This is a genomic window from Kitasatospora sp. NPDC048194 (assembly GCF_043202455.1).
Classification (GTDB): Bacteria; Actinomycetota; Actinomycetes; order Streptomycetales; family Streptomycetaceae; genus Kitasatospora.
In genome coordinates this window covers 174,846-195,267 of sequence record NZ_JBIDAK010000005.1, presented here as the reverse complement: position 1 = coordinate 195,267, position 20,422 = coordinate 174,846, and the positions used below count along the sequence as shown (strand labels likewise).

The following is a 20,422-nucleotide window of genomic DNA, read 5'->3' as shown; positions in this document are numbered from 1 at the left end:
CTGAGAAGCGCGACGGCGGGCAGACGCGACGCCGCGCAGACGGGACGGCCGCGCAGACGGGACGGCGGACGGCCCGCGCCGGAGCGCCCGCCGTCCGCCTCGTCCTCGGAGCTCAGTCCTGCTGCGGCCGGTCCTCCGGCGCGGACGCCGGGGGTTCCTCGCCGGGGGTGCCGTAGGTGCCCGCCGGAGCTCCCCAGTACGGCGGCGGGTCCTCCTCCCGCTTGCCGAACGCCGCCGACAGCGCCAGCAGCACCACCATGGCCGCCATCGGCCAGACCAGCAGCGCGCCCAGCGCCCCCAGGTCGATGCTCGCGTCGAAGTGCCCGCCGTTGCCGACCCGCCGGGCCTCGCCGACCAGGTCCTCGCTCGGCCCGAGCCAGCGTCCGATCCGCCAGGCGCCGATCGACCCGAGCAGCCCGCCGACGGCCAGCCCCAGCGCGACCGCGACCCCGCCGCCGCGCTTGCGGGTCACCAGGAAGGCCCCGAGCGCGGTCACGATCCCCGCGCCCAGGGCGATCAGCACGAACACGGCGTCGGCGCCGGCCCGCTGCTCCCCCTCCGGGTCCGCGTAGAGGATCCGGTCACCGTCCACCACCAGCGGCACCTTCGGCGCCAGCCAGACCCACAGCCCGGCCATCACCACGGCGGCCACGAGACAGGCGACCACGACGCCCGCCCCGATCCGCACCTCCGGCAGCAGCCGCCGCCCCACCGAGGGGGCGGGCGCGTCCTCGGCCGCGGGCGGCGGCGCGAACGGGTCGGGCACGGCATCCGGGGTCGCGTGCACCTCGGCGCGGGCGGGATCCGGAGGAGTGTTCGGTACGGTCACGAGTCCCATCGTTTCACGACGGCCACCCGTACGGCCCCACCGCCCGCGCACCGACCGGGTACCGGCCGCGCAGCGGACGCCCACCGACCGCGTACCGGCCGCGGAGCGACGCGCACCGGCCGCCGCCCGGCCCCGGCGCCTACCGGGCCACCGCGCGCCGGTACGCCCAGGTGGCCAGCGCCAGCGACACCACGCCGACCGCCGCGCAGACCCCGAGGTCTGCCGCGACCACCGCCCAGTCCGGGTCCGGCGCGAAGGTGCGGGCGAAGGCCTCCACCCCGTACGTCGAGGGCAGCAGGTCCCGCAGCCACAGCACCGGCTGCGGCAGGTGGTCCACCGGCAGCACCCCCAGCAGCAGGGCCGCCGACATGCCGAGCTGCCCCAGCATCGTCGCGATCTCCGGCCGCGGCGCCAGCAGCCCGCAGGCCGCGCCCAGCCCGGCCAGCGCGGCCCCCGCCAGCGGGACGACCGCCAGCAGCACCCACAGCTGCCCGAGCGGCAGCCCGAACATCACCGCACCGGCGCCCGCCGTGACCAGCGTCCCCGGCAGGGTGAACGACGCGTACGCGGCGGCCGCGCCGAGCACCACCGAGGCGGCCGGCACCGGCAGCGTCCCGTAGTGGTCCAGGCCGCCGTCGGCCCGCAGCCTGCCGAAGTACTGGGCGAGCAGGTTGAGCGCGACGAACGCCACCACCAGCACGCTCGACCCGGCGACCACCGACCGCGCGGCCGAGGTCTGCCCGGCGTCCACGACGCCCCGCATCATCACCAGGATGCCGAGCGACTGGAAGGTCGCCACGAACAGCAGCGGGATGCGCGCCACCTTCGCCCGGGCCAGCTGCGCCCGGTAGACCGCGGCGAGGGAGGGCAGCAGCCGGGCGGCGGGGGCGAGCGGGGCCGGCCCGGCCGTCGAGCGGTCGGCCCGCGGGGGCACCGAGAGCAGCGTCACTTGGCCAGTCCTCCGTGGCGGCCGCCCAGCTTGAGGTAGGCGTCCTCAAGGCTGGGGGTGGCGAGGGTGAAGTCGTCGAGCGCCGCGAAGGCGGGGCCGGTGGTGACGGCGGCGACCAGCTCGCGGGCCTGCTCGGGGGTGGTGCGGACGGTCCAGCGGCGCCCGGTGCGCTCGGCCCGTTCGGCCAGCGCGGCGACGGCGGGCACGCCGACCGGCGCCTCGTCCCGCCAGACCAGGTCGAGCCGCACGTCGCCGTCCACCAGCGCCTTGAGGCCGCCCGGGGTGTCGCAGGCGATCACCCGGCCCTCGTCGACCACGGCGACCCGGTCCAGCACGGTCTCCGCCTCGATCACGTTGTGGGTGACCAGCAGCACCGTCGTCCCGCGCTCGGCCCGCCGCCGGTCCACGGCCGACCACACGGCCCGCCGGGCGACCGGGTCCATGCCCGTCGTCGGCTCGTCCAGCACGAGCAGCGGCCGCTCCCCCACCAGGGCGGCCGCGAAGCAGGCGAGCCTGCGCTGCCCGCCGGAGAGCTTGGCCAGCGGCCTCGAGGCGATCGGCTCCAGCCCGAGTTCGGTGAGCACCTCGGCCGCCTCGGCGCGGGCCCGCGCCCGGGTGAGCCCGCGCAGCCGGCCGGTGGTCTCGGCGGCCAGCACGACGCTCAGCTCGTCCAGCGCGGTGGACTCCTGCCCGAGGTAGCCGAGCAGCCGGGCGGCCCGCTCGGGGTGGCGGACGATGTCGTGGCCGAGCAGCTCGACGGAGCCGGAGTCCGGCCGCAGCAGCCCGGTGAGCTGGCGCACCAGGGTGGACTTGCCGGCGCCGTTCGGCCCGAGCAGCCCGAAGACCTCGCCCTGCCGGACGGTCAGGCTGATCCCGTCGTTGGCCCGGACCACGGTCGCGGCGGCCCCGCGCCCGCTGCGGTACGTGCGGACCAGGTCCCGCACCACGACGCACGGCGAGGTGTCCTGGGGTGCCCGCCCGGCCGTCTCTTCCACGACCGAAGACTCTACGCGCTCACACGCGCGCACCGGACGAGGGGGCCTGATCACCGGAAACCGCCGCTCGGCCGGGGAAGGCCGGCCGCCGTGGAGGACCCGGTCGGCCACAGCGGGACCGGCCGCCGCGGGGGGACCGGCCGTCACGGACGGGCCGGCCGCGGAAGGGGGCCGGGGAGCGGCCGGTCCGCAGAGCGGTCAGTCCTCGACCACCATGGAGCCCCCGGGCACCCGGGCCGCCAGTTCCTTCCAGAATCCCGCCCGGATGGCGTACCGGTCGTGCTCGTCGATCTGGTCGTCCTTGTGCGCGAGCAGCCCGAAGCGGGCCGCGTAGCGCAGCAGCTCGCCGTCGACCCGGTGCGGGATGCGCGGGTAGTCGGGCCACAGCACGGTGAGCCGTTCGACGTCGCCGAGCCGCTCGCTCCAGCGCCGGGCGAAGACCTGGCCGACCTCGTGGGCGTCGCCGCCGATCGAGGTGATGTCCTCCTCGCGGTCGGCCCAGCGCTGCTCGGCGGTGGTCAGCTGGGCCAGGGTCGGCAGGCTGTCCCCGGCGGTGACGGACGGCTCCGGGGCGGGCCGGTCCACCCAGCCGCGGTCGGAGGACCACCGCAGCACCGGACCGGTCGCCAAGGCGGAGGCGGAGCCGTTGGCGTGGCCGTTGGCGTGCCCGTTGGCCGCCGGGGTGACCGGCGAGACGGCGGAGACCCGTCCGGCGAGGTCCTTGGGCGTGGGCACCACCCGCAGGCTCGCGGCCGGCTGCGGCCGTCCGTCCGCGGCGGGCGCGTCGGCGGCCGGGGCGTCGGCGGCCGGCCGGGCCACCGGCGGCACCACGGTCGGCAGCGCGGCGGGCGGGGCGGCGAGGATCTTGGCGATCTCCTGCCGGGCGCCGGCCGCCCCCGGCGCCGGGAACACACTGGAGCTGTCCCGCAGCGAGAAGCACCCCTCGATCCACTCGCGGTCCAGCACCCGCCGCTCGTCGGCCTCGCCGACCAGGTCCTCGGACTGGTTGAAGTCCCCGTCGGCGGCCTGCAGCGCCCACAGGTGCACGGCCACCCCGTGCTCCTTGGCGGTCATCATCCCGGGCAGCAGGTCGCCGTCCCCGGTGATCAGCACGACGTCCGCGCAGGCCCGGTTGCGGGCCAGCTCGGAGAGCTCGGCGTGCATCGCGGCGTCCACGCCCTTCTGCACCCAGCGCCCCTCCGCGCGGGTCAGCGCGCCCAGCCGGACGGTGACCCGGGGCAGGACGCGCAGCCGCCGGTGTTCGGGCATCGGGCGGCGGTCGGGGGCGGCGTCGAACCAGTAGATCCGCAGCAGGGGCAGGCCGGTCTCGGCCTCGGCTCGTTCGCGCAGGGCGCTGATCAGCGCGGTGTGGTTCACGGTGACCTTGGAGCGGGACGGATCACCGGCGAGCAGGCTGGCGGCGGCGCCCAGCAGGTATCCGGCGTCCACCAGGACGACACAGCGGTCCATCTGCGCACCTCTTTTCGCTCGCCCTCGAAGGTCGGTCGGGGTGGGCGGTCTGCCCGGCGCCGGGCGGGGCGGGGTGAGGGGCCCCCGGTGGCCGCCCGATCGTTGGGTCACCTTTTCCCCCTGGCTCGCGACCCGAACCTCGGCGGATGTCCCGGTCCCGCAACAGCCGCCCCAACGAGTCGCAAAGAAAAACGAAGGCGGGCCCCGTTCAACGACGGGGCCCGCCAAACGTCACGGACGGCTGGTCCGGGTCAGCCCCTGAGCTCGGCGGCGACCAGCTCGGCCAGCTGGACGGCGTTGAGCGCGGCGCCCTTGCGGAGGTTGTCGTTCGAGACGAACAGCGACAGGCCGTTCTCCACGGTCTCGTCCACCCGGATGCGGCCGACGTAGCTCGGGTCCCGGCCGGCCGCCTGCAGCGGGGTCGGGATCTCGGACAGCTCGACGCCCGGGGCGCCGGTGAGCAGCTCTACCGCGCGCTCGGGGCTGATCGGGCGCTCGAAGCGGGCGTTGATCTGCAGCGAGTGGCCGGAGAAGACGGGCACGCGCACGCAGGTGCCGGCGACCTTCAGACCGGGGATGCCGAGGATCTTGCGGCTCTCGTGGCGGAGCTTCTGCTCCTCGTCGGTCTCGTTGGAGCCGTCGTCCACGAGGGAGCCGGCCAGCGGCACCACGTTGAAGGCGATCGGCCGCCGGTACACCTTGGGCTCGGGGAACTCCACGGCGGCGCCGTCGTGGGCGAGCGCCGAGGCGCCGTCCACCACCTTGGCGGCCTGGTCCTGGAGCTCGGCGACGCCGGCCACGCCGCTGCCGGAGACGGCCTGGTAGGTGGAGACGACGAGCGCGGCCAGGCCGGCCTCCTCGTGCAGCGGGCGCAGCACGGGCATGGCCGCCATGGTGGTGCAGTTCGGGTTGGCGATGATGCCCTTGGGGCGGTCGGCGATCGCCCCGGGGTTGACCTCGGAGACCACCAGCGGGACCTCGGGGTCGCGGCGCCAGGCGGAGGAGTTGTCGATGACGACGGCGCCGGCCGCGGCCACCTTGGGGGCCAGGGCCTTGGAGGTGGAGCCGCCGGCCGAGAAGATCACGATGTCCAGGCCGGTGTAGTCGGCCGTGGCCGCGTCCTCGACGGTGATCTCGGCGCCCTGCCACGGCAGTGTGCGTCCGGCCGAGCGGGCCGAGGCGAACAGCCGCAGCTGCTCCACCGGGCCGATCCCACCGGGGAGTCCCGCGCGCTCCGCCAGGATCTCGCGGACCACGCCGCCGACCTGGCCGGTGGCTCCGACAATGCCGATCTTCATTCCGACTACTCCTCTGGATGATGCTGTCTACAGCCGCACTCCGCCCATCATGCCTTGTCACGCGGGTGGGGCGACCAGCCATTTCACGGTGTGAGAGGGCGCCGCGGCGGGCGAGCGGTCCGCCGCACCGGCGGTCTAGTGGTCCAGACCACTGGCGAGGGCCAGCGCCGCCGCGACCTCCGCCTCCCCCGCCGGCAGCAGCGGCAGCCGGACGTCCGGGGTGGGGATCCGGCCCTGGGCGTGCAGCACGCCCTTGGTCACCGCCGGGTTCGGCGCCGTGAACGCGGAGAGCGCCAGCGCCGTCAGCCGGTGCCCGAGCGCCCGCGCCCGCTCGACGTCCCCGGCCCGCCAGGCCTCGTACAGTTCGACGAAGCGGCCGGTCGCCAGGTGCGCGGAGGCGAGGATGCCGCCGGCCGCGCCGATCGCCAGCATCGGCGCCAGGAAGGCGTCCTCCCCGGTCAGCACCGCGAAGTCGGCGGGGGTGTCGGCGAGCAGTTCGGCCGCCGTCCGGTCCAGCCCGCCGGTGGCGTACTTGACGCCCACCACGCCCTCGATCGCGGCCAGCTCGCGCAGCGCGGCGGTGGAGAGTTCCTGCCCGGTGCGGTACGGGATGTGGTAGACGACCAGCGGCAGCGGACTGCCCGCGGCCAGCGCCCGGAAGTGCGCCACCGTGCCGGCCTCCCCGGCCCGGACGAAGGCCGGCGTGGTGACCAGGGCCGCCGCCCCGGGCACCCGCTCGGCGAGCGCGGCCAGCGCCTCGCCGACGGCCCGGGTGTCGCCGCCGGAGGCGCCGACGACCAGTTGCGCCCCGCGCGCCGCGCAGACGGCCGCGGCGACGTCCACCACCGCGTCCCGCTCCCCGGCGGTCAGCGCGGCGGGCTCGCCGGTGGTGCCGAGCGCGACCAGCCCGGCCGCTCCGGCGTCCAGGACCTCGTACGCGAGCTTCTCCAGCGCGTCGAGGGCGACGGAGCCGTCCGCGGCGAACGGGGTGATCAGGGGGACGTAGATGCCCTTGAGTTCCATGGGACGATCCTGCGGCCTGCCGATCAACCAGGTCCAGTTCACATGTGTGACGCTTCTCGTAAGCTGAGCCGATGCTCGACGTCCGACGCCTGCGCCTGCTGCGCGAACTCGCCCACCTCGGCACCATCGCCGCCGTCGCCGAGGCACTGTCCTTCAGCGCCTCGGCGGTGTCCCAGCAGCTGTCCGTCCTGGAGAAGGAGGCCGGCGTCCCGCTGCTGGAGCGCTCCGGGCGGCGGGTCACCCTCACCCCGGCCGGCCGGGGCCTGGTCCGCCACGCCGAGTCCGTCCTCGCCCTGCTGGAGCAGGCGGGCGCCGAACTCGCCCAGGCGAAGCGCGGGTTGGCCGGCCCGCTGCGGATCGGCACCTACCCCTCGGCGGCCCGGGCGATCATCCCGGCGGTGCTCGCCGAGCTGGCCTCCTGGCACCCGGGGCTGGAGCCGATGGTCACCGAGGTGGATCCGGCCGCCGTCGGCGCGGCGCTGCGCGCGGGCGAGCTGGACGTCGCACTGGTCCACGAGTACGACCTCGTCCCGGCCGACCCCGAGCCCGGCCTCGCGGTCACCCGCCCGGTCTTCACCGAGCCGATGTACCTGGCCGCCCGCGCCCCGGCCACCGTCGCCGAGCAGCACGGCGCGCCGTGGATCATGTCCCCGCCCGGCACCCTCTGCCACACCATGGCCGTCCGCGCCTGCGAGGCGGCGGGCTTCGCACCCCGGATCCGGCACCAGATCGACGACTTCACCACGGTGCTGGCGCTGGTGGCCGCCGGCCAGGGCGTCGCGCTGGTCCCCCACCTGGGGACGGCCGAGCGGCCGCCGGGCGTCGTGCTCACCCGGCTGCCCGTGTACCGCCGCACCCGCGCCGCCTTCCGCGCGGGCGCCGGCTCCCACCCGGCCATCTCGGCCTTCGTCTCGGCCCTGCACACGGCGGTGCCGCCGGGGCTGGGCGGCGGCTCCTGAACGCACCGGGGCCCGGGACCGCCTCGCGGTGTCCCGGGCCCCGGCCGGTCCTGCGCCTCAGACCACCAGGCAGCTCGGCCCGAGCAGCTGCTTGAGGTCCCCGAACAGCGCCGGGTCGGACTTCACCCGGTGCCGGTCCAGCCGCAGCACCGTGGTCTTGTTGCGGCTCTCCAGCCGCACCCGGACCTCGGTGGTGCCCCGGTGGCTGCCCAGCACCTCGCCGAGCCGGGCCACCAGCGGCGGCGTCACCTTCCCGCTCGGGATGTTGATGACGATCGGCGCGTCGGCGTGGGCGTTCGACAGGTCCGGCACGGACAGCTCCATGCCCATCAGGCGCGGCACGTCCTCCCGCTTGTCCAGCTTGCCGCGGACGAACACGACGGCGTCCTCCACCAGTTGGGAGGAGACCAGCTGGTAGCTGGCCGGGAAGAACATGCAGTCGATCGAGCCCGCCAGGTCCTCGACGGTGGCGATCGCCCAGGCGTTGCCCTGCTTGGTCATCTTCCGCTGGAGGCCCGAGATGATGCCGCCGATGGTGACGATCGTCCCGTCCGGGCGCTCCGCGAGGTCGGCGACCGCGCAGTCCGCCTTGTCGGCGAGCACGTGCTCGATGCCGTGCAGCGGGTGCGAGGAGACGTACAGGCCGAGCATCTCCCGCTCCTGGGTGAGCAGGAAGGACTTGTCCCACTCCTCCTCGGAGAAGACGACGTCCAGTCCGAAGCTCGGCTCGTCCGCGGTCGCGTCGCCGCCGAACAGGTCGAACTGCCCCTCGGCCTCCTTGCGCTTCACGCCGACCACGTTGTCGATCATCGGCTCGAACTGCGCGCTCAGGCCCTTGCGGGTGTGCCCGAGCGAGTCGAAGGCGCCCGCCTTGATCAGCGATTCGACGGTCCGCTTGTTGCAGACCACCGACTCCACCTTGTCCAGGAAGTCGGGGAACGACGAGAACTTCCCCTTGGTCTTGCGCGTCCGGATCATCGACTCGACCACCGGGCCGCCGACGTTGCGGATGGCGGTGAGGCCGAAGCGGACGGTGTCGTCACCGTGCGGGGTGAAGTCCGAGTCCGACTCGTTGACGTCCGGCGGGAGGACGTTGATGCCCATCTTGCGGCACTCGTTGAGGTAGACCGCGGACTTGTCCTTGTCGTCCTTCACGGAGGTCAGCAGGCCCGACATGTACTCGGCCGGGTAGTTGGCCTTCAGGTAGGCCGTCCAGTACGAGACCAGCCCGTACCCGGCGGTGTGCGCCTTGTTGAACGCGTAGCCGGAGAAGGGGACGAGGACGTCCCAGACCGCCTGGATCGCCTCGTCCGAGTATCCGCGCTCGCGGCAGCCCTTCTGGAAGGGGACGAACTCCGCCTCCAGGATCTCCTTCTTCTTCTTGCCCATGGCCCGGCGCAGCAGGTCCGCCTGGCCGAGCGAGTAGCCGGCCAGGATCTGCGCGGCCTTCTGCACCTGCTCCTGGTAGACGATCAGGCCGTAGGTGGGCTCCAGGATCTCCCGGAGCGGCTCCTCCAGCTCCGGGTGGATCGGGGTGATCTCCTGCTGGCCGTTCTTGCGCAGCGCGTAGTTGGTGTGGGAGTTGACGCCCATCGGGCCCGGTCGGTAGAGCGCGAGGACGGCGGAGATGTCCTCGAAGTTGTCGGGCTTCATCAGGCGCAGCAGCGAGCGCATCGGCCCGCCGTCGAGCTGGAAGACGCCGAGCGTGTCACCCCGGGCGAGGAGTTCGTAGGTCGGCTTGTCGTCCAGGGGCAGATCAAGCAGGTTGATCTTGATGCCCTTGTTCTTCTCGATCGCCTTGACGGCGTCGTCCATGATCGTCAGGTTGCGCAGGCCGAGGAAGTCCATCTTGAGGAGGCCGAGGCCCTCGCAAGTGGGGTAGTCGAACTGCGTGATGGTGACGCCGTCGGTGTGCCGGGTCCAGACCGGGATGTGGTCGGTCAGCGGCTCGGCGGACATGATGACGCCGGCCGCGTGCACGCCGGGCTGGCGGATCAGGCCCTCGATGCCGCGCGCGGTGTCGATGACCTTCTTGACGTCCGGGTCGGTCTCGTAGAGGCTGCGGATCTCGCCGGCCTCGCTGTACCGGGGGTGGGTCGGGTCGGTGATGCCGGAGAGCGGGATGCCCTTGCCCATGACGTCCGGCGGCATCGCCTTGGTGATCCGGTCGCCCATCGCGTACGGGTAGCCGAGGACGCGCGAGGAGTCCTTGATGGCGGCCTTCGCCTTGATGGTGCCGTACGTGACGATCATGGCGACCTTGTCGGACCCCCACTTCTCGGTGACGTAGCGGATCACGTCACCGCGCCGGCGCTCGTCGAAGTCGATGTCGACGTCGGGCATGGAGATGCGCTCGGGGTTGAGGAAGCGCTCGAAGATCAGGCCGTGCGGGATGGGGTCGAGGTCGGTGATGCCCATCGCGTAGGCGACGAGCGAACCGGCCGCCGAACCACGGCCCGGGCCCACCGCGATGCCCTGGCTCTTGGCCCACATGATGAAGTCCGCGACCACGAGGAAGTACGCCGGGAACCCCATCTGCACGATGGTGTCCATCTCGTACTCGGCGAGCTTCTTGTGCTCCTCGTCGTACCCGTCCGGGAAGCGCCAGTCCATGCCCTCCCAGACCTTGGCCCGGAAGAAGTCCGCCTCGGACTCGTAGCCCTCCGGGATGGGGAAGCGGGGCATCAGGTTCTTGAACTGGAACATGCCCTCGGTGTCGACCCGGGAGGCGATGAGGAGCTGGCTGTTGCGGCAGCCCTCCTGCCAGGCGTCCGAGGAGTCCAGCGCGTACATCTCGGCGGCCGACTTGACGTAGTAGCCGGTGCCGTCGAAGCGGAAGCGGTCCGGGTCGGAGAGGTTCTTGCCGGTCTGCACGCAGAGCAGCAGGTCGTGGGCGCCGGCGTCGGCCTCGGTGGTGTAGTGCGAGTCGTTGGTGACCACCGGCGGGATGCCCAGCTTCCGGCTGATCTCCAGCAGCCCGTCCCGGACCCGCTTCTCGATGTCGAGGCCGTGGTCCATCAGCTCCAGGAAGTAGTTCTCCTTGCCGAAGATGTCCTGGTAGTCGGCGGCGGACTTCAGCGCCTCGTCGAACTGGCCGAGGCGCAGCCGGGTCTGCACCTCGCCGGAGGGGCAGCCGGTGGTGGCCATCAGGCCGCCGGACAGCTCGGAGATCAGCTCCTTGTCCATCCGCGGCCACTTGACCAGCCAGCCCTCGGCGTAGGACCGCGAGGTCAGCTTGAAGAGGTTGTGCAGGCCCTCCTTGTTCCGGGCCCAGATCGTCTTGTGGGTGTACGCGCCGGACGCGGAGACGTCGTCCTTCTTCTGGTGCGGCTGGCCCCACAGGATGCGCTTGGTGTTGGAGCGGGACTCCGGGGCGACGTACGCCTCGATGCCGATGACGGGGGTGATCCCGGCGGCGGTCGCCTGCTTGTGGAACTCCGCGGCACCGTACATGTTGCCGTGGTCGGTCATCGCGACGTGGGTCTGCCCCAGCCGCTCGACCTCCTTGAACAGCTGCTTCAGCCGGGCGGCACCGTCCAGCATCGAGTACTCGGTGTGGACGTGCAGATGCGCGAACGGCTGGTCGCTCAAGGCGGGGCCTCCGGAGGCTCTGGTGCTGGTCTGGTGGGCCGGTGGACGTGCTGGTCACAGGGCGTGCCCTGGAAATGGGTGTGGCCCGGAACACCTCTCGGGGTCCGGACCACCACTCACACGTTCACGCGTCCACTCTAGCCCGCCCGCCCCCGGGCCAGACGCACGGCGGCGGCCTCCCGGACCGCCGTTTCCTCCATCGGGTCGTCGCGCAGGACGACCAGACGCGCTCCCACCTCGGGCCGTTCCGGAGCGTGCTCGATCCCGGACAGCCGGGCACCGGGTTCGCAGTCCCAGAGCGACTCGGTGTACGCGTCGGCCAGACCCGCCGAGCCGATCGCCGCGAGCGCCTCGAGGTACCCGGGCCGCTCCGAGGAGTGCGGGGTCCACAGCCAGAACCGCCGCAGCAGCGACGCCGCGCCCGCCGCCCGGGGGCCGGACCGGGCCAGCCGGCGGGCGAGGTGCACCGGTCCGCACCAGGACCGGTCGACCCACCGCTGCTCCAGCTCGGCGATCAACGCCGGGACGTCCGGCGGGGCGTCCTGCGGCGGCGCCCCGTGGTCCGGCGCCGGCCCGGCGGCCACGGCCGGCCCGGCGGCCACGGCGGGCCCGGCGGCCTCGGCGCGGCCGGCCGGTCCGCCGCGCTCCAGCAGGTCCAGGACGCGGGCCGCGCGCTCGCCCGGTGCCCCGCCCGCCGCCCGCATCGCGGTCACCGGCCCGAGCGGCAGCTCCAGGTCCCGGAGCAGCCGGGCCAGGTAGAGGTCCCGGGCGTCCGCCCGCCGGTCCCAGCGCCACTCCCAGCGGATGCACCCGTACACCAGCTCGGCCGCCGACGACGGGTCCTCCGCCGCCATCCGCGCGCCCAGGCCCCGGCCGCGCTGGAGCAGGCCGGGGAGCGTCCCGGCCGGGGCGTACTCGTGTCTGCGTTCTGCCACGGGCTCGTTCAACCCCGCCGGTAGTACGTCTCGACCGGCCGGCGCGCCTCCTCGAACAGCGCCGGCCCCTCCTGCGGGACGGCCGGCCACGCGCCCGAATCCGGGTTGAGCTCGACCAGTTGCTCGGTCGCCAGGGCGTAGACGACCCGTCCCAGCCCGGAGCGGACGATCGCGCCCGTGCACATGCCGCAGGGCTGGCAGCTGGTGTACATGGTCGTCCGGGCGGCCGTCTCCGGGGTCAGCTCCCGGGCGGCCCAGCGGGCGAGCTTGAGTTCGGGGTGGGCGGTGATGTCGTCGTCCCGCCGGACGGTGTTGTGGGCCTCCGCCAGGACCGTCCCGTCGGGTGCGGCCAGCAGCGAGCCGTAGGGCGCGTCGCCCAGCTCGACCGCCCGGGTCGCGATCGCGACCGCGCGCCGCAGCAGCGCCTCGTCGGCTGCCGTGATCACGATGTCCTCCTCCAGTGCTCCGAGACCGCCGTCAGATCCTGCCACGCCGCCTCGGGGCGGAGGGTCTCCGCCGGGTCCCCGTGGTAGGGGTCGAGCACCACCGTCCCGGCGCCGAGCCCGCGCAGTTCCGCGAGGTCGCCCATCACCTGCTCCAGGTCGCCCACGCCGGCGGGCCGTTCGGGGCCGGTCACCGGCGCGTCCGTCAGGCGCAGTGCGATCCGCGGCGCGAAGCCCGGCAGGGCGTGCTCGGCGAGCACCGAGCGCATCCGGGGGACGGGCAGCCGCAGCGGGTGCCAGGCGTCGCCGAACCTCGCCACCCGCCGGAGGGCCGCCTCGCTGTGCCCGCCGACCCAGACCGGCGGCGCGGTGGCGCCGCCGGCCCGCCAGGCCTCCCGCACCGCCCCCAGGGACTCGTCGGCCAGCCGGCCGCGCGCGCCGAACGGCACCCCGAGCGCCTCGAACTCCTGCCGTGCCCAGCCGACTCCGACGCCGAGCACGAACCGCCCCCCGCTGAGCCGGTGCAGGCTGTCCGCCATCCGCGCGACCAGCAGCGGGTGGCGGTACGGCAGGACCAGGACGGTCGTCCCGATCCTCAGCCGCCCCCCGCTCGCCCCGGCCAGCCAGGACAGCGTGGTGAACGGGTCGTAGAACGGCTCCGGGTAGCGCTGGGCCACGTCGGGCGTGACGGCCACGTGGTCCGACACCATCAGCAGGTCGAAGCCGAGGCCCTCGACCAGCGCGGCCCAGGCGCGGAGCGCGCCGGGATCGGTGCCCGGTCCGAAGTTCGGTACGTTGACGCCGAGTTGCATGCCCCGAGGCTATTGCCGAGGCCCTGCCGCCGGGAACCGAATCCTCCCGGTGTTCGGCCCCCTCAGCCGTGGATTCCCCGGTAACATCGCCCGGTGACCGCGAATCTCGACGACACCGACTGGGCGATCCTCGAGCAGCTCCAGCAGGAGGCCCGGATCTCGTTGAGCGAGCTGGGCCGCCGCGTCAGCCTCAGCCCCTCCGCCACCACCGAACGGGTGCGGAACCTGGAGTCACTGGGCGTCATCACCGGCTACCACGCCGCCGTGGACCTCACCGAGGTCGGCTACCCAGTGCTCGCCGTCGTCCGGCTGAAGTACCCGGGCAACCGCCACCAGCCGCTGCACCGCCTGCTCGCCGAGCGCCGCGAGATCCTGGAGTGCCTGCGCACCACCGGCGACGACTGCTACACCCTGAAGGTGGCCGCGACCTCCATGGAGCACCTGGAGGGCGTCGTCGACGAACTCGCCGGCCTCGGCAGCACCACCACCAGCGTCGTCTACCGCCAGACCCTGCCCCGCCGCGGTCCGTCCCGGCCCTGAGGGCGCCGCGCCACGGGACGGCCCGCGGACACCGCACCGGCCGGGACGGCCCGGGGGCGCCGCGTCAGCCCTCCAGGTCCTCCAGGTCGGCGAGGAAGTCGAGCGCGGCGGCCCAGGCCCGCTCGGCGGCCTCCGCGTCGTAGTCCGGCAGGTCCTGGTCGGTGAACAGGTGCCCGGCGCCCTGGTAGCGGTGCACCTCGACCTCGGCGCCCGCGCGCCGCATCCGCAGGTACCAGGCGTTCAGCCAGTCCTCCGGCTCGTACGGGTCCGGGTCCGCCATGTGCAGCTGCACGGGGATCGAGGTCGCCGCGTCCTCCCGCAGGTCGGAGGTGCCGTGCAGGAGCAGCAGGCCGCGGGCCTTCGCGTCGGCGAGCGCGAGGTTCTGGGCGACGGCGCCGCCGAGCGAGAAGCCGGCGTACACCAGCCCGCCCTCGGAGAGCGGGGCGACGGCGGTGACGGCCCGCTTCAGCAGTTCGTCGCTGCCGCCGATCTCCTCCTGGTAGGCGCGCGCGGCCTCGGAGTCGTCGAAGGTCCGCCCCTCGAAGAGGTCCGGGGTGTGGACGGTGTGCCCGGCGGCGCGCAGCCGGTCGGCGGCGGCGTGCACGGCCGGGCGCAGGCCGTGGGCGGAGTGGAAGAGGACGATCTGGGCCACGGTTCGGGGTCCTTCACCAGACGAAGTCAGGGGTACCCACCCATGATCCCGCATGCCCGGGCGAAGCCCCGGGTGGGAGCTGCGGCAAAAGCCCTGGCGGGAGCTGCGGCGGAAGCCCTGGCGGGAGCCGCGGCCCCCGGCGGCCCTGTCCGCCGGGGGCCGGGCGCCGGTCAGGCCTGCGGGGCCCGCGGAGCCGGCGGGGTCCAGGCCGCCACGAGGTCGAGCAGCCCGGGGAAGCGCGCGTTGAGGTCGTCGACCCGCACGTGGCTGCGGCGCTCCAGCCCGTACTGGCGCTGGCGCGTCACCCCCGCCTCGCGCAGGGCCTTGAAGTGGTGGGTGAGCGAGGACTTGGGCCGGTCGAGGCCGAACCAGCCGCAGGAGTGGTCGAAGTCCTCGGACTCCAGCAGCAGTTTGCGGACGATGGTCAGCCGCAGCGGGTCGCTGAGCGCGCCCAGCACGTTCTCCAGGCGCAGTTCGTCGACGGCCGGCTCGGCCAGCGGCTCGGGCAGGTCGGACGGCTCAGGGAGCACCTTGAAGGCGGGTGCGTCGGCCGTGGTCGTAGGCATAGGCAGCTCCTCGACTCCTCATAACTCGGTTCCTATGTAGTACGACTTCTATCGTACTGCATGCTAAGTTCGACTCGACTCGTACTGCTGGAGAGCCAACAGTCAGACCGGGAGGAACCGCCATGGCCAAGACCAGGACCGCACCCGTCCAGGCCGTCGAGGAGGTGCAGCGCACCGCGACCGCCGAGGCCACCACCACCACCGCCGAGGCCACCGCCGCGAAGCCCACCGCGCCGCTGTGGTGGGTCTGGCTGGCCGCCTGGCCGGTCACCGCCGTCTTCGTCCTCTCGAACGCCGCCACGCCGCTCTACGTGCTGTGGCAGCACGACATCGGCTTCTCCAAGGGCACCCTGACCGTGGTGTTCGCGTTCTACATCGTCGGCCTGATCGGCTCGCTGCTGGTCTCCGGCGTGGTCTCCGACCGGATCGGCCGCAAGCCCGTCCTGCTACCGGCCCTGGCCCTGGGACTCGCCGCCTGCCTGATCTTCGGAACCGCCACCAGCGTGGCCGCGCTGATCGTGGCGCGCCTGTTCACGGGCATCGCGGTCGGCGCGGTGGTCTCGGCTGGCATGGCCGCGGTCACCGACGTCGCCGGTCCCGAGCGCAAGCGGATCGCCGCCCTGCTCGCCTCCTGCGCGATGGTCTTCGGCGCCGGCCTCGGCCCGCTGCTCGCCGGTGTGCTCTCCGAGCTGGCCCCCGGGCCGACGGTCACCGTGTTCGTCGTCGAGGCCGTGGTGCTGGCCACCGCCGTGCTGGTCGTGCTGCGGATGCCGGTGCGCCGTCCGGAGAGCCGCGGCACCGGCGCCTGGATCCGGGTGCCCGGCGTCCCGAGCGGCAACGGCCGCCAACTCGCCCTCGGCATCGCGGTGTTCGCCCCCGGCATCACCGCCACCTCGTTCGTGCTCTCGCTCGGCCCCTCGCTGCTGTCCGGCCTGCTCGGCACCACCAACCGGATCGTCGCCGGGGCCATGGCCTTCGTGATGTTCCTGACCGCCACCGGTGTGCAGTTCGCCGTCCAGAAGCTGCGCCGCCGCGCCATCCTGACGGCCGGCGCGGTGAGCACCACGCTGAGCATGGTCGCGCTGATCATCGCCGTGCACTCCGAGGCGGTCGCGGTCCTGATCGTCGCCGCGCTGCTGGCCGGCGCCGGCCAGGGCATGGGGCAGCTCGGCGGCCTGTCGCTGCTCAACTCCACCATCGCGCCGCAGCGGCTCGCCGAGGCCAACGCCGCCCTCAACGTGGGCGGTTACATCCCGGCCGGGATCCTGCCCGTCTCGGCGGGCTACCTCAGCGACGCGGTGGGCCTGACCAACGGCGCCACGATCTTCGGCGCCGTACTGACCGCCCTCGCGGTGATCGGCGGCCTGGTGGTCCTCGCGACCAAGCGCCAGGTGACGGACCCGGCCTGACCGGCCGTACGAGACGGCATGCCCTCCCGGGCGGCGGTGCACCGGCTGACCAGCGGTGCACCGCCCCCGGGCGTCCGTCGTTCCGGGCCGCGAACACCCGCCGCGCCCACGGCCGGCGGGCGCCCGCCGTTCCCGGCGCAGGGGCGGTGCGGACGGGGCGGGCTCACTCCGTCCGCATCGCCCGGAACAGCAGACCGCTCAGATCCCGCCAGCGCTCCACCACGTCGGCCCGTCCGCTGAGGACGTCGGAGACGTGCTGCGAACCGAAGAACGCCGACACCAGGGAGCGCGCCGCGTTCGCCGGCACCACCTCGGGGCGCAGTTCGCCCGCCTCCCGGGCGGAGGTCAGCAGGGATTCCAGCAGGGCGATCCAGTCCACGTAGGGGGTGGGCAGCTCGGCGTCGATCTGCGGGCGTTCGATCTGCAGCCGGGCACCCGCCTGGACGATCACGTCGTCCTGGAACGCGACGGCGGCCCGGTCCAGCATCCGGACGGCCGTCTCCAGCGGTCCGAGCCCCTCCCGGGCCACCTCATCGAGCAGTTTCGGCCAACGTGCGTAGTGTTCCTCGACGATCGCCACGGCCAGGGCCTCCTTGGTCGGGTAGTGGAAGTACACGGCGCCCTTGGTCATCTCGACCCGGTCGGCGACGTCCTTGACCGACGTCTGACGGAATCCCCGCTCGGTGAAGAGCTCGGCGGCCCCCATCAGGACCCGCTGCCGGGTCCTGGCGGAACGCTCCTGCTTGGGATCGGAACCCCGCCGAACTGGGGTTTTGGGCGCGGCGAAGGGGATGGTCTGCGGCTCCAGCATGAGGAACTCTCCGTGGTCGGTCGGCATGGCGCCGTGGTGGGGACGGCCTGCCTGCCGCGGTCGGTGGTGCTCGGTCGTGTGCAGTTCTGCTCGGTCGTGGCGGGTGTCAAAAATCTACCCCTCAATATTCCTTCCTGAAGGTATATTTCTCGACGTCGCCACGTGCCGCGTCGGGACGATACCGGCGCATGGGCTGGCACGGCGAGCCAGGAGGGGGATCCGCTCATGCACGTCATGCCTGGACTTGAACTGATGACCGGCCGACCGGGGCCGGAACACCACTGGAAGACCATGGAGTTCGGACAGCGCGTCCACCGCGCGTCCGTCCACAAGGCAGCGGACGCGGAGGTGCTGCTGACGGACTCGCAACGGCTCGGCGACGACCGCTTCGCGGTCGCGGCCCGCTGGGACCGCGACCACTACCTCTCCCACCAGGGCGGCTCCGTCTCCGATCCGGTGCTGCTGGCGGAGACCACCCGGCAGACCGCCATCCACCTGTCCCACCGCTTCCTCGACGTCCCCCACGGGCTGCCGTTCGTCCTGAGCGAGGCCTCCGTCGACCTCTCCGAGGAGCTTCCACCGGTCGGTCCGCAGGGCCTCGCCGTCGGGCTCGACGTCATCTGCCGCCGCCCCGCCGCGGGCTCGCGCCGCCTGCGCCTCGAACTGGACGCCGACGTGCTGGTCCGGCACCGCCTGATCGGGAGAACCCGGCTGTGCTGGGAGCCGATGGAGCCCGGCCGCTACGCCATGCTGCGCCGCCGCGGCGGCGGCGAGCCCACCACCGCGCCGCTGCCCGAGCCGCCCGGCACCCCGCTGCCGCCGGCCGCCGTCGGCCAGCGCGCCGAACGGGACGTGCTGATCGCCGCCGATCCGGCACGGTGGAACGCCTGGTGGCTGCGGCTCGACCCGGACCACCCGGTGCTGTTCGACCACGAGTCCGACCACATCCCGGGCATGGCGCTGGTGGAGGCGTTCCGGCAGGCCGGACGGGTGGCCGCGGCGGACCGCCGACCGGGTGCGGGCGGCGTCACGCTGCTCACGGTCAGGTTCACGGCCTTCGGCGAGCTGGACGCCCCGGTGTCGATCACCGCCGAGCCGGCCGGGCGCGGCCGCGGCACCTTCGCCCTCCGCGCCCACCAGGGCGAGCGGGAACTCGCCGGCGCCACCGTCCGCTGCGGCGCGGCGGAGCCGGCCCGGGCCCTGCTGGGGACGGCGTGCTGACCACTTCTCCCGGGGGCACTCCCCCGACCGGCACCGTCACCACCCCGCCGGCCACCGGCCTCACCACCCCGACCACCGGCCTTCCGGCCGCCGGCCGCGCACCGGACCGGCCGAACACCACCGGCGCCCAGGAGGCGTTGACCCTGCTCACCGAACTGGCCCGCCGCGACTCCCCCGCCGCCGAGGAGCAGCGCAGGCTCACGCCCGAGGTCGCCGCCGCCCTGGTCGACGCGGGCTTCCCGCGCCACTTCGTCCCGGCCCGCTGGGGCGGCAGGGCCGGCACCTTCGCCGGGCTGCTCGCCGAGGCCTCCGCCGTCGCCGAGGCCTGCGCCGCCACCGGCTGGTGCGCGGCCCTGTTCGCGGCGCACGGCCGGCTCGCCGCCTACCTGCCCGAACAGGGCCGGCGCGAGCTGTGGGCGGACGGCCCGGACGTGCGGATCGCCGCGTCGGTCGTCCCGCCGCAGGGCCGGGCCAGCGAGGTGGCCGGCGGCTGGCGGCTGGACGGCGAGTGGCGCACGGCCAGCGGGGTCGACCACGCCGAGTGGGTGCTGCTGGCCTCCTGGACGCGGGGGCCGGACGGCGACCGGGAGCACCGGATCTTCGCCGTGCCGCGCGCCGAGCTGACCGTCCGCGACACCTGGGACCCGGTCGGCCTGCGGGGCAGCGGCAGCAACAGCGTGACGGGCGAGGGGATCGTCGTCCCCGCGCACCGCTCGTTCCCGCTGAGCGCCCTGCTGAGCCCGCTGCCGGACGCGGCCCGCTGCCACCGGGTGCCGTACCCGATGGTCGCCGGGCTGATCTTCGCGATGCCGGTGCTGGGGGCGGCCCGGGCGGCGCTCGCGGCCTGGACGGACGAGTGCGGGGCGGGCGCGTCGGGCAGACCCGGCCGGAGCCTGCTGCTGGCCGGGACGTCCGCCCGGATCCACGCGGCGGGCCTGCTGCTGGAGTGCGCCGCCGACCGCGCGGACCGGGGCGCCGTCACCCCGCTCTCGGTGGCCGAGAACCGCCGGGACGCGGCCACCGCCGCCGCCCTGTGCCGGGACGCGGTGGACGAGCTCTTCCACGCCTCGGGCCTGCGCGGCCAGTCCGCGCACAGCCGGGTGCAGCGCGCCTGGCGGGACGTCACCACCGCGGCCGGGCACGGCGCCCTGGACGTCGAGACGGCCGCCGGGGCGTACCTGGAGGCGGCGCTGGCCGACCGGGGCGACCGATGACGGCGGCGCCGCCGCGGGTGCGCCCCGCGCTGGCCTTCTTCGACGTGGACGAGACCGTGATCGCCGAGAAGAGCCCGCTCGCCTTCTGGCGGTACTGGCGGGACCGTCACCCCGGCCGGGTCGCCGCCGACCTCCCGGACCTGGCCGCCGAGGCCGCGGTCGCCCCGGACCGCGAGGCGCTCAACCGCCGGTACTACCGGCGGTACGCGGGCGTGCCGCTCGAGGAGCTGGAGGCGGCCGGCCGCGGCTGGTACGAGGAGTACCGCCGCGGCGCCGAGGCGTTCGTGCTGCCCGCCCTCGCCGCCGTCGCCGAGCACCGGGCCGCGGGCCGCGCGGTCGTGCTCGTCTCGGGCTCGATGCGTCCCCTCCTCGCCGTGCTGGCCGAGGAGTTGGGCGCTTCGGTGCTGGTCTGCACCGAGCTGCTGGTGGACGCCGCGGGCGTGCTGTCCGGCGAGGTGCGCCGTCCGATGATCGGACGGGCCAAGGCCGAGGCCGCCGTCCGGCTGATGCGCGAGCACGGCGCGGACCCGGCCGACTGCTTCGCGTACGGGGACCACGAGAGCGACCTCGCCCTGCTGCGCGCGGTGGGGCGACCGGTGGTGGTGGGGGGTTCCCCGCTGCTGAACGAGCACGCGGGACGTCTCGGCTGGCCGGTGATCCCGGCCGGCCGGGGCCCGCTGGAGGCGGAGCACGCATGATCAGTCC

19 protein-coding genes are annotated in these 20,422 nt (G+C 74.2%); 6 read left to right on the top strand and 13 right to left on the bottom strand.

Annotation, left to right across the window (positions count from 1 at the left end; translation table 11 throughout):
- Positions 1–112 precede the first annotated feature (112 nt).
- The 6 genes from ACGF07_RS09445 to ACGF07_RS09420 all read right to left on the bottom strand — a co-directional run bounded on the left by ACGF07_RS09445 (position 113) and on the right by ACGF07_RS09420 (position 6,564).
- Complete coding sequence (locus tag ACGF07_RS09445) at positions 113–829, bottom strand: hypothetical protein (protein ID WP_350741301.1); 717 nt, start codon at positions 827–829, stop codon at positions 113–115.
- Positions 830–968: 139 nt separating this feature from the next.
- The gene (locus ACGF07_RS09440) at positions 969–1,778 is read right to left on the bottom strand and encodes an ABC transporter permease (protein ID WP_392896893.1); all 810 of its coding nucleotides are present in this window, start codon (positions 1,776–1,778) and stop codon (positions 969–971) included.
- Positions 1,775–2,773: an ABC transporter ATP-binding protein gene (locus ACGF07_RS09435; protein ID WP_350741303.1), complete on the bottom strand. Its 999-nt coding sequence runs from the start codon at positions 2,771–2,773 to the stop codon at positions 1,775–1,777. The genes ACGF07_RS09440 and ACGF07_RS09435 overlap by 4 nt, the downstream gene beginning before the upstream one ends.
- Positions 2,774–2,971: 198 nt before the next feature.
- Positions 2,972–4,243 carry an NYN domain-containing protein gene (locus ACGF07_RS09430; protein ID WP_392896891.1) on the bottom strand — a complete coding sequence of 424 codons (1,272 nt, stop codon included), beginning with the start codon at positions 4,241–4,243 and terminating at the stop codon, positions 2,972–2,974.
- Between the two features lie 251 nt (positions 4,244–4,494).
- Positions 4,495–5,541: an aspartate-semialdehyde dehydrogenase gene (locus tag ACGF07_RS09425; RefSeq protein WP_350741307.1), complete on the bottom strand. Its 1,047-nt coding sequence runs from the start codon at positions 5,539–5,541 to the stop codon at positions 4,495–4,497.
- Between the two features lie 135 nt (positions 5,542–5,676).
- The gene (locus tag ACGF07_RS09420; RefSeq protein WP_392896889.1) at positions 5,677–6,564 is read right to left on the bottom strand and encodes a dihydrodipicolinate synthase family protein; all 888 of its coding nucleotides are present in this window, start codon (positions 6,562–6,564) and stop codon (positions 5,677–5,679) included.
- Positions 6,565–6,635: 71 nt separating this feature from the next.
- On the opposite strand from ACGF07_RS09420, the gene ACGF07_RS09415 reads away from it, so the two are divergent.
- A complete protein-coding gene (locus ACGF07_RS09415; protein WP_350741311.1) occupies positions 6,636–7,523 on the top strand; it encodes a LysR family transcriptional regulator in 888 nt (295 codons plus the stop codon).
- Between the two features lie 57 nt (positions 7,524–7,580).
- Here ACGF07_RS09415 and dnaE read toward each other — a convergent pair whose 3' ends face one another.
- From dnaE to ACGF07_RS09395, 4 genes are all read right to left on the bottom strand, one after another.
- A complete protein-coding gene (dnaE, locus tag ACGF07_RS09410; RefSeq protein WP_350741313.1) occupies positions 7,581–11,114 on the bottom strand; it encodes a DNA polymerase III subunit alpha in 3,534 nt (1,177 codons plus the stop codon).
- A 137-nt stretch (positions 11,115–11,251) separates the two neighbouring features.
- Positions 11,252–12,049, bottom strand: coding sequence for a hypothetical protein (locus ACGF07_RS09405; protein WP_392896886.1), 798 nt, complete (start codon positions 12,047–12,049; stop codon positions 11,252–11,254).
- 8 nt (positions 12,050–12,057) lie between these two features.
- Positions 12,058–12,495: a nucleoside deaminase gene (locus tag ACGF07_RS09400; RefSeq protein WP_392896885.1), complete on the bottom strand. Its 438-nt coding sequence runs from the start codon at positions 12,493–12,495 to the stop codon at positions 12,058–12,060.
- Positions 12,492–13,304 carry an LLM class flavin-dependent oxidoreductase gene (locus ACGF07_RS09395; protein WP_392896884.1) on the bottom strand — a complete coding sequence of 271 codons (813 nt, stop codon included), beginning with the start codon at positions 13,302–13,304 and terminating at the stop codon, positions 12,492–12,494. Before ACGF07_RS09395 ends, ACGF07_RS09400 begins: the two co-directional genes overlap by 4 nt.
- 93 nt (positions 13,305–13,397) lie before the next feature.
- Here ACGF07_RS09395 and ACGF07_RS09390 point away from each other — a divergent pair, with 93 nt between their 5' ends.
- Positions 13,398–13,844, top strand: a complete 447-nt coding sequence (locus ACGF07_RS09390) for an Lrp/AsnC family transcriptional regulator (RefSeq protein WP_350741321.1) — start codon at positions 13,398–13,400, stop codon at positions 13,842–13,844.
- A gap of 64 nt (positions 13,845–13,908) precedes the next feature.
- On the opposite strand, the gene ACGF07_RS09385 is transcribed toward ACGF07_RS09390, so the two are convergent.
- Both ACGF07_RS09385 and ACGF07_RS09380 read right to left on the bottom strand, forming a co-directional pair.
- On the bottom strand, positions 13,909–14,496 hold the full coding sequence (locus ACGF07_RS09385; RefSeq protein WP_392896882.1) for a dienelactone hydrolase family protein: 588 nt from the start codon (positions 14,494–14,496) through the stop codon (positions 13,909–13,911).
- A 170-nt stretch (positions 14,497–14,666) separates the two neighbouring features.
- Positions 14,667–15,062, bottom strand: a complete 396-nt coding sequence (locus tag ACGF07_RS09380; RefSeq protein ID WP_350743593.1) for a helix-turn-helix transcriptional regulator — start codon at positions 15,060–15,062, stop codon at positions 14,667–14,669.
- A 122-nt stretch (positions 15,063–15,184) separates the two neighbouring features.
- Here ACGF07_RS09380 and ACGF07_RS09375 point away from each other — a divergent pair, with 122 nt between their 5' ends.
- Positions 15,185–16,471, top strand: a complete 1,287-nt coding sequence (locus ACGF07_RS09375; RefSeq protein WP_392896880.1) for an MFS transporter — start codon at positions 15,185–15,187, stop codon at positions 16,469–16,471.
- A 163-nt stretch (positions 16,472–16,634) separates the two neighbouring features.
- Here the strand turns inward: ACGF07_RS09375 and ACGF07_RS09370 are convergent, their stop codons facing one another.
- Positions 16,635–17,309 (bottom strand): ScbR family autoregulator-binding transcription factor, encoded by a 675-nt coding sequence (locus tag ACGF07_RS09370; protein WP_392896879.1) that lies wholly within the window; start codon positions 17,307–17,309, stop codon positions 16,635–16,637.
- A gap of 207 nt (positions 17,310–17,516) precedes the next feature.
- Here ACGF07_RS09370 and ACGF07_RS09365 point away from each other — a divergent pair, with 207 nt between their 5' ends.
- The 3 genes from ACGF07_RS09365 to ACGF07_RS09355 are packed head-to-tail and all read left to right on the top strand — an operon-like array spanning position 17,517 to position 20,415.
- Complete coding sequence (locus tag ACGF07_RS09365; protein ID WP_392896877.1) at positions 17,517–18,503, top strand: ScbA/BarX family gamma-butyrolactone biosynthesis protein; 987 nt, start codon at positions 17,517–17,519, stop codon at positions 18,501–18,503.
- Positions 18,497–19,717 carry an oxidoreductase gene (locus tag ACGF07_RS09360; RefSeq protein ID WP_392896875.1) on the top strand — a complete coding sequence of 407 codons (1,221 nt, stop codon included), beginning with the start codon at positions 18,497–18,499 and terminating at the stop codon, positions 19,715–19,717. Before ACGF07_RS09365 ends, ACGF07_RS09360 begins: the two co-directional genes overlap by 7 nt.
- Positions 19,714–20,415, top strand: a complete 702-nt coding sequence (locus tag ACGF07_RS09355; RefSeq protein ID WP_392896873.1) for an HAD family hydrolase — start codon at positions 19,714–19,716, stop codon at positions 20,413–20,415. Before ACGF07_RS09360 ends, ACGF07_RS09355 begins: the two co-directional genes overlap by 4 nt.
- Positions 20,416–20,422 lie beyond the last annotated feature (7 nt).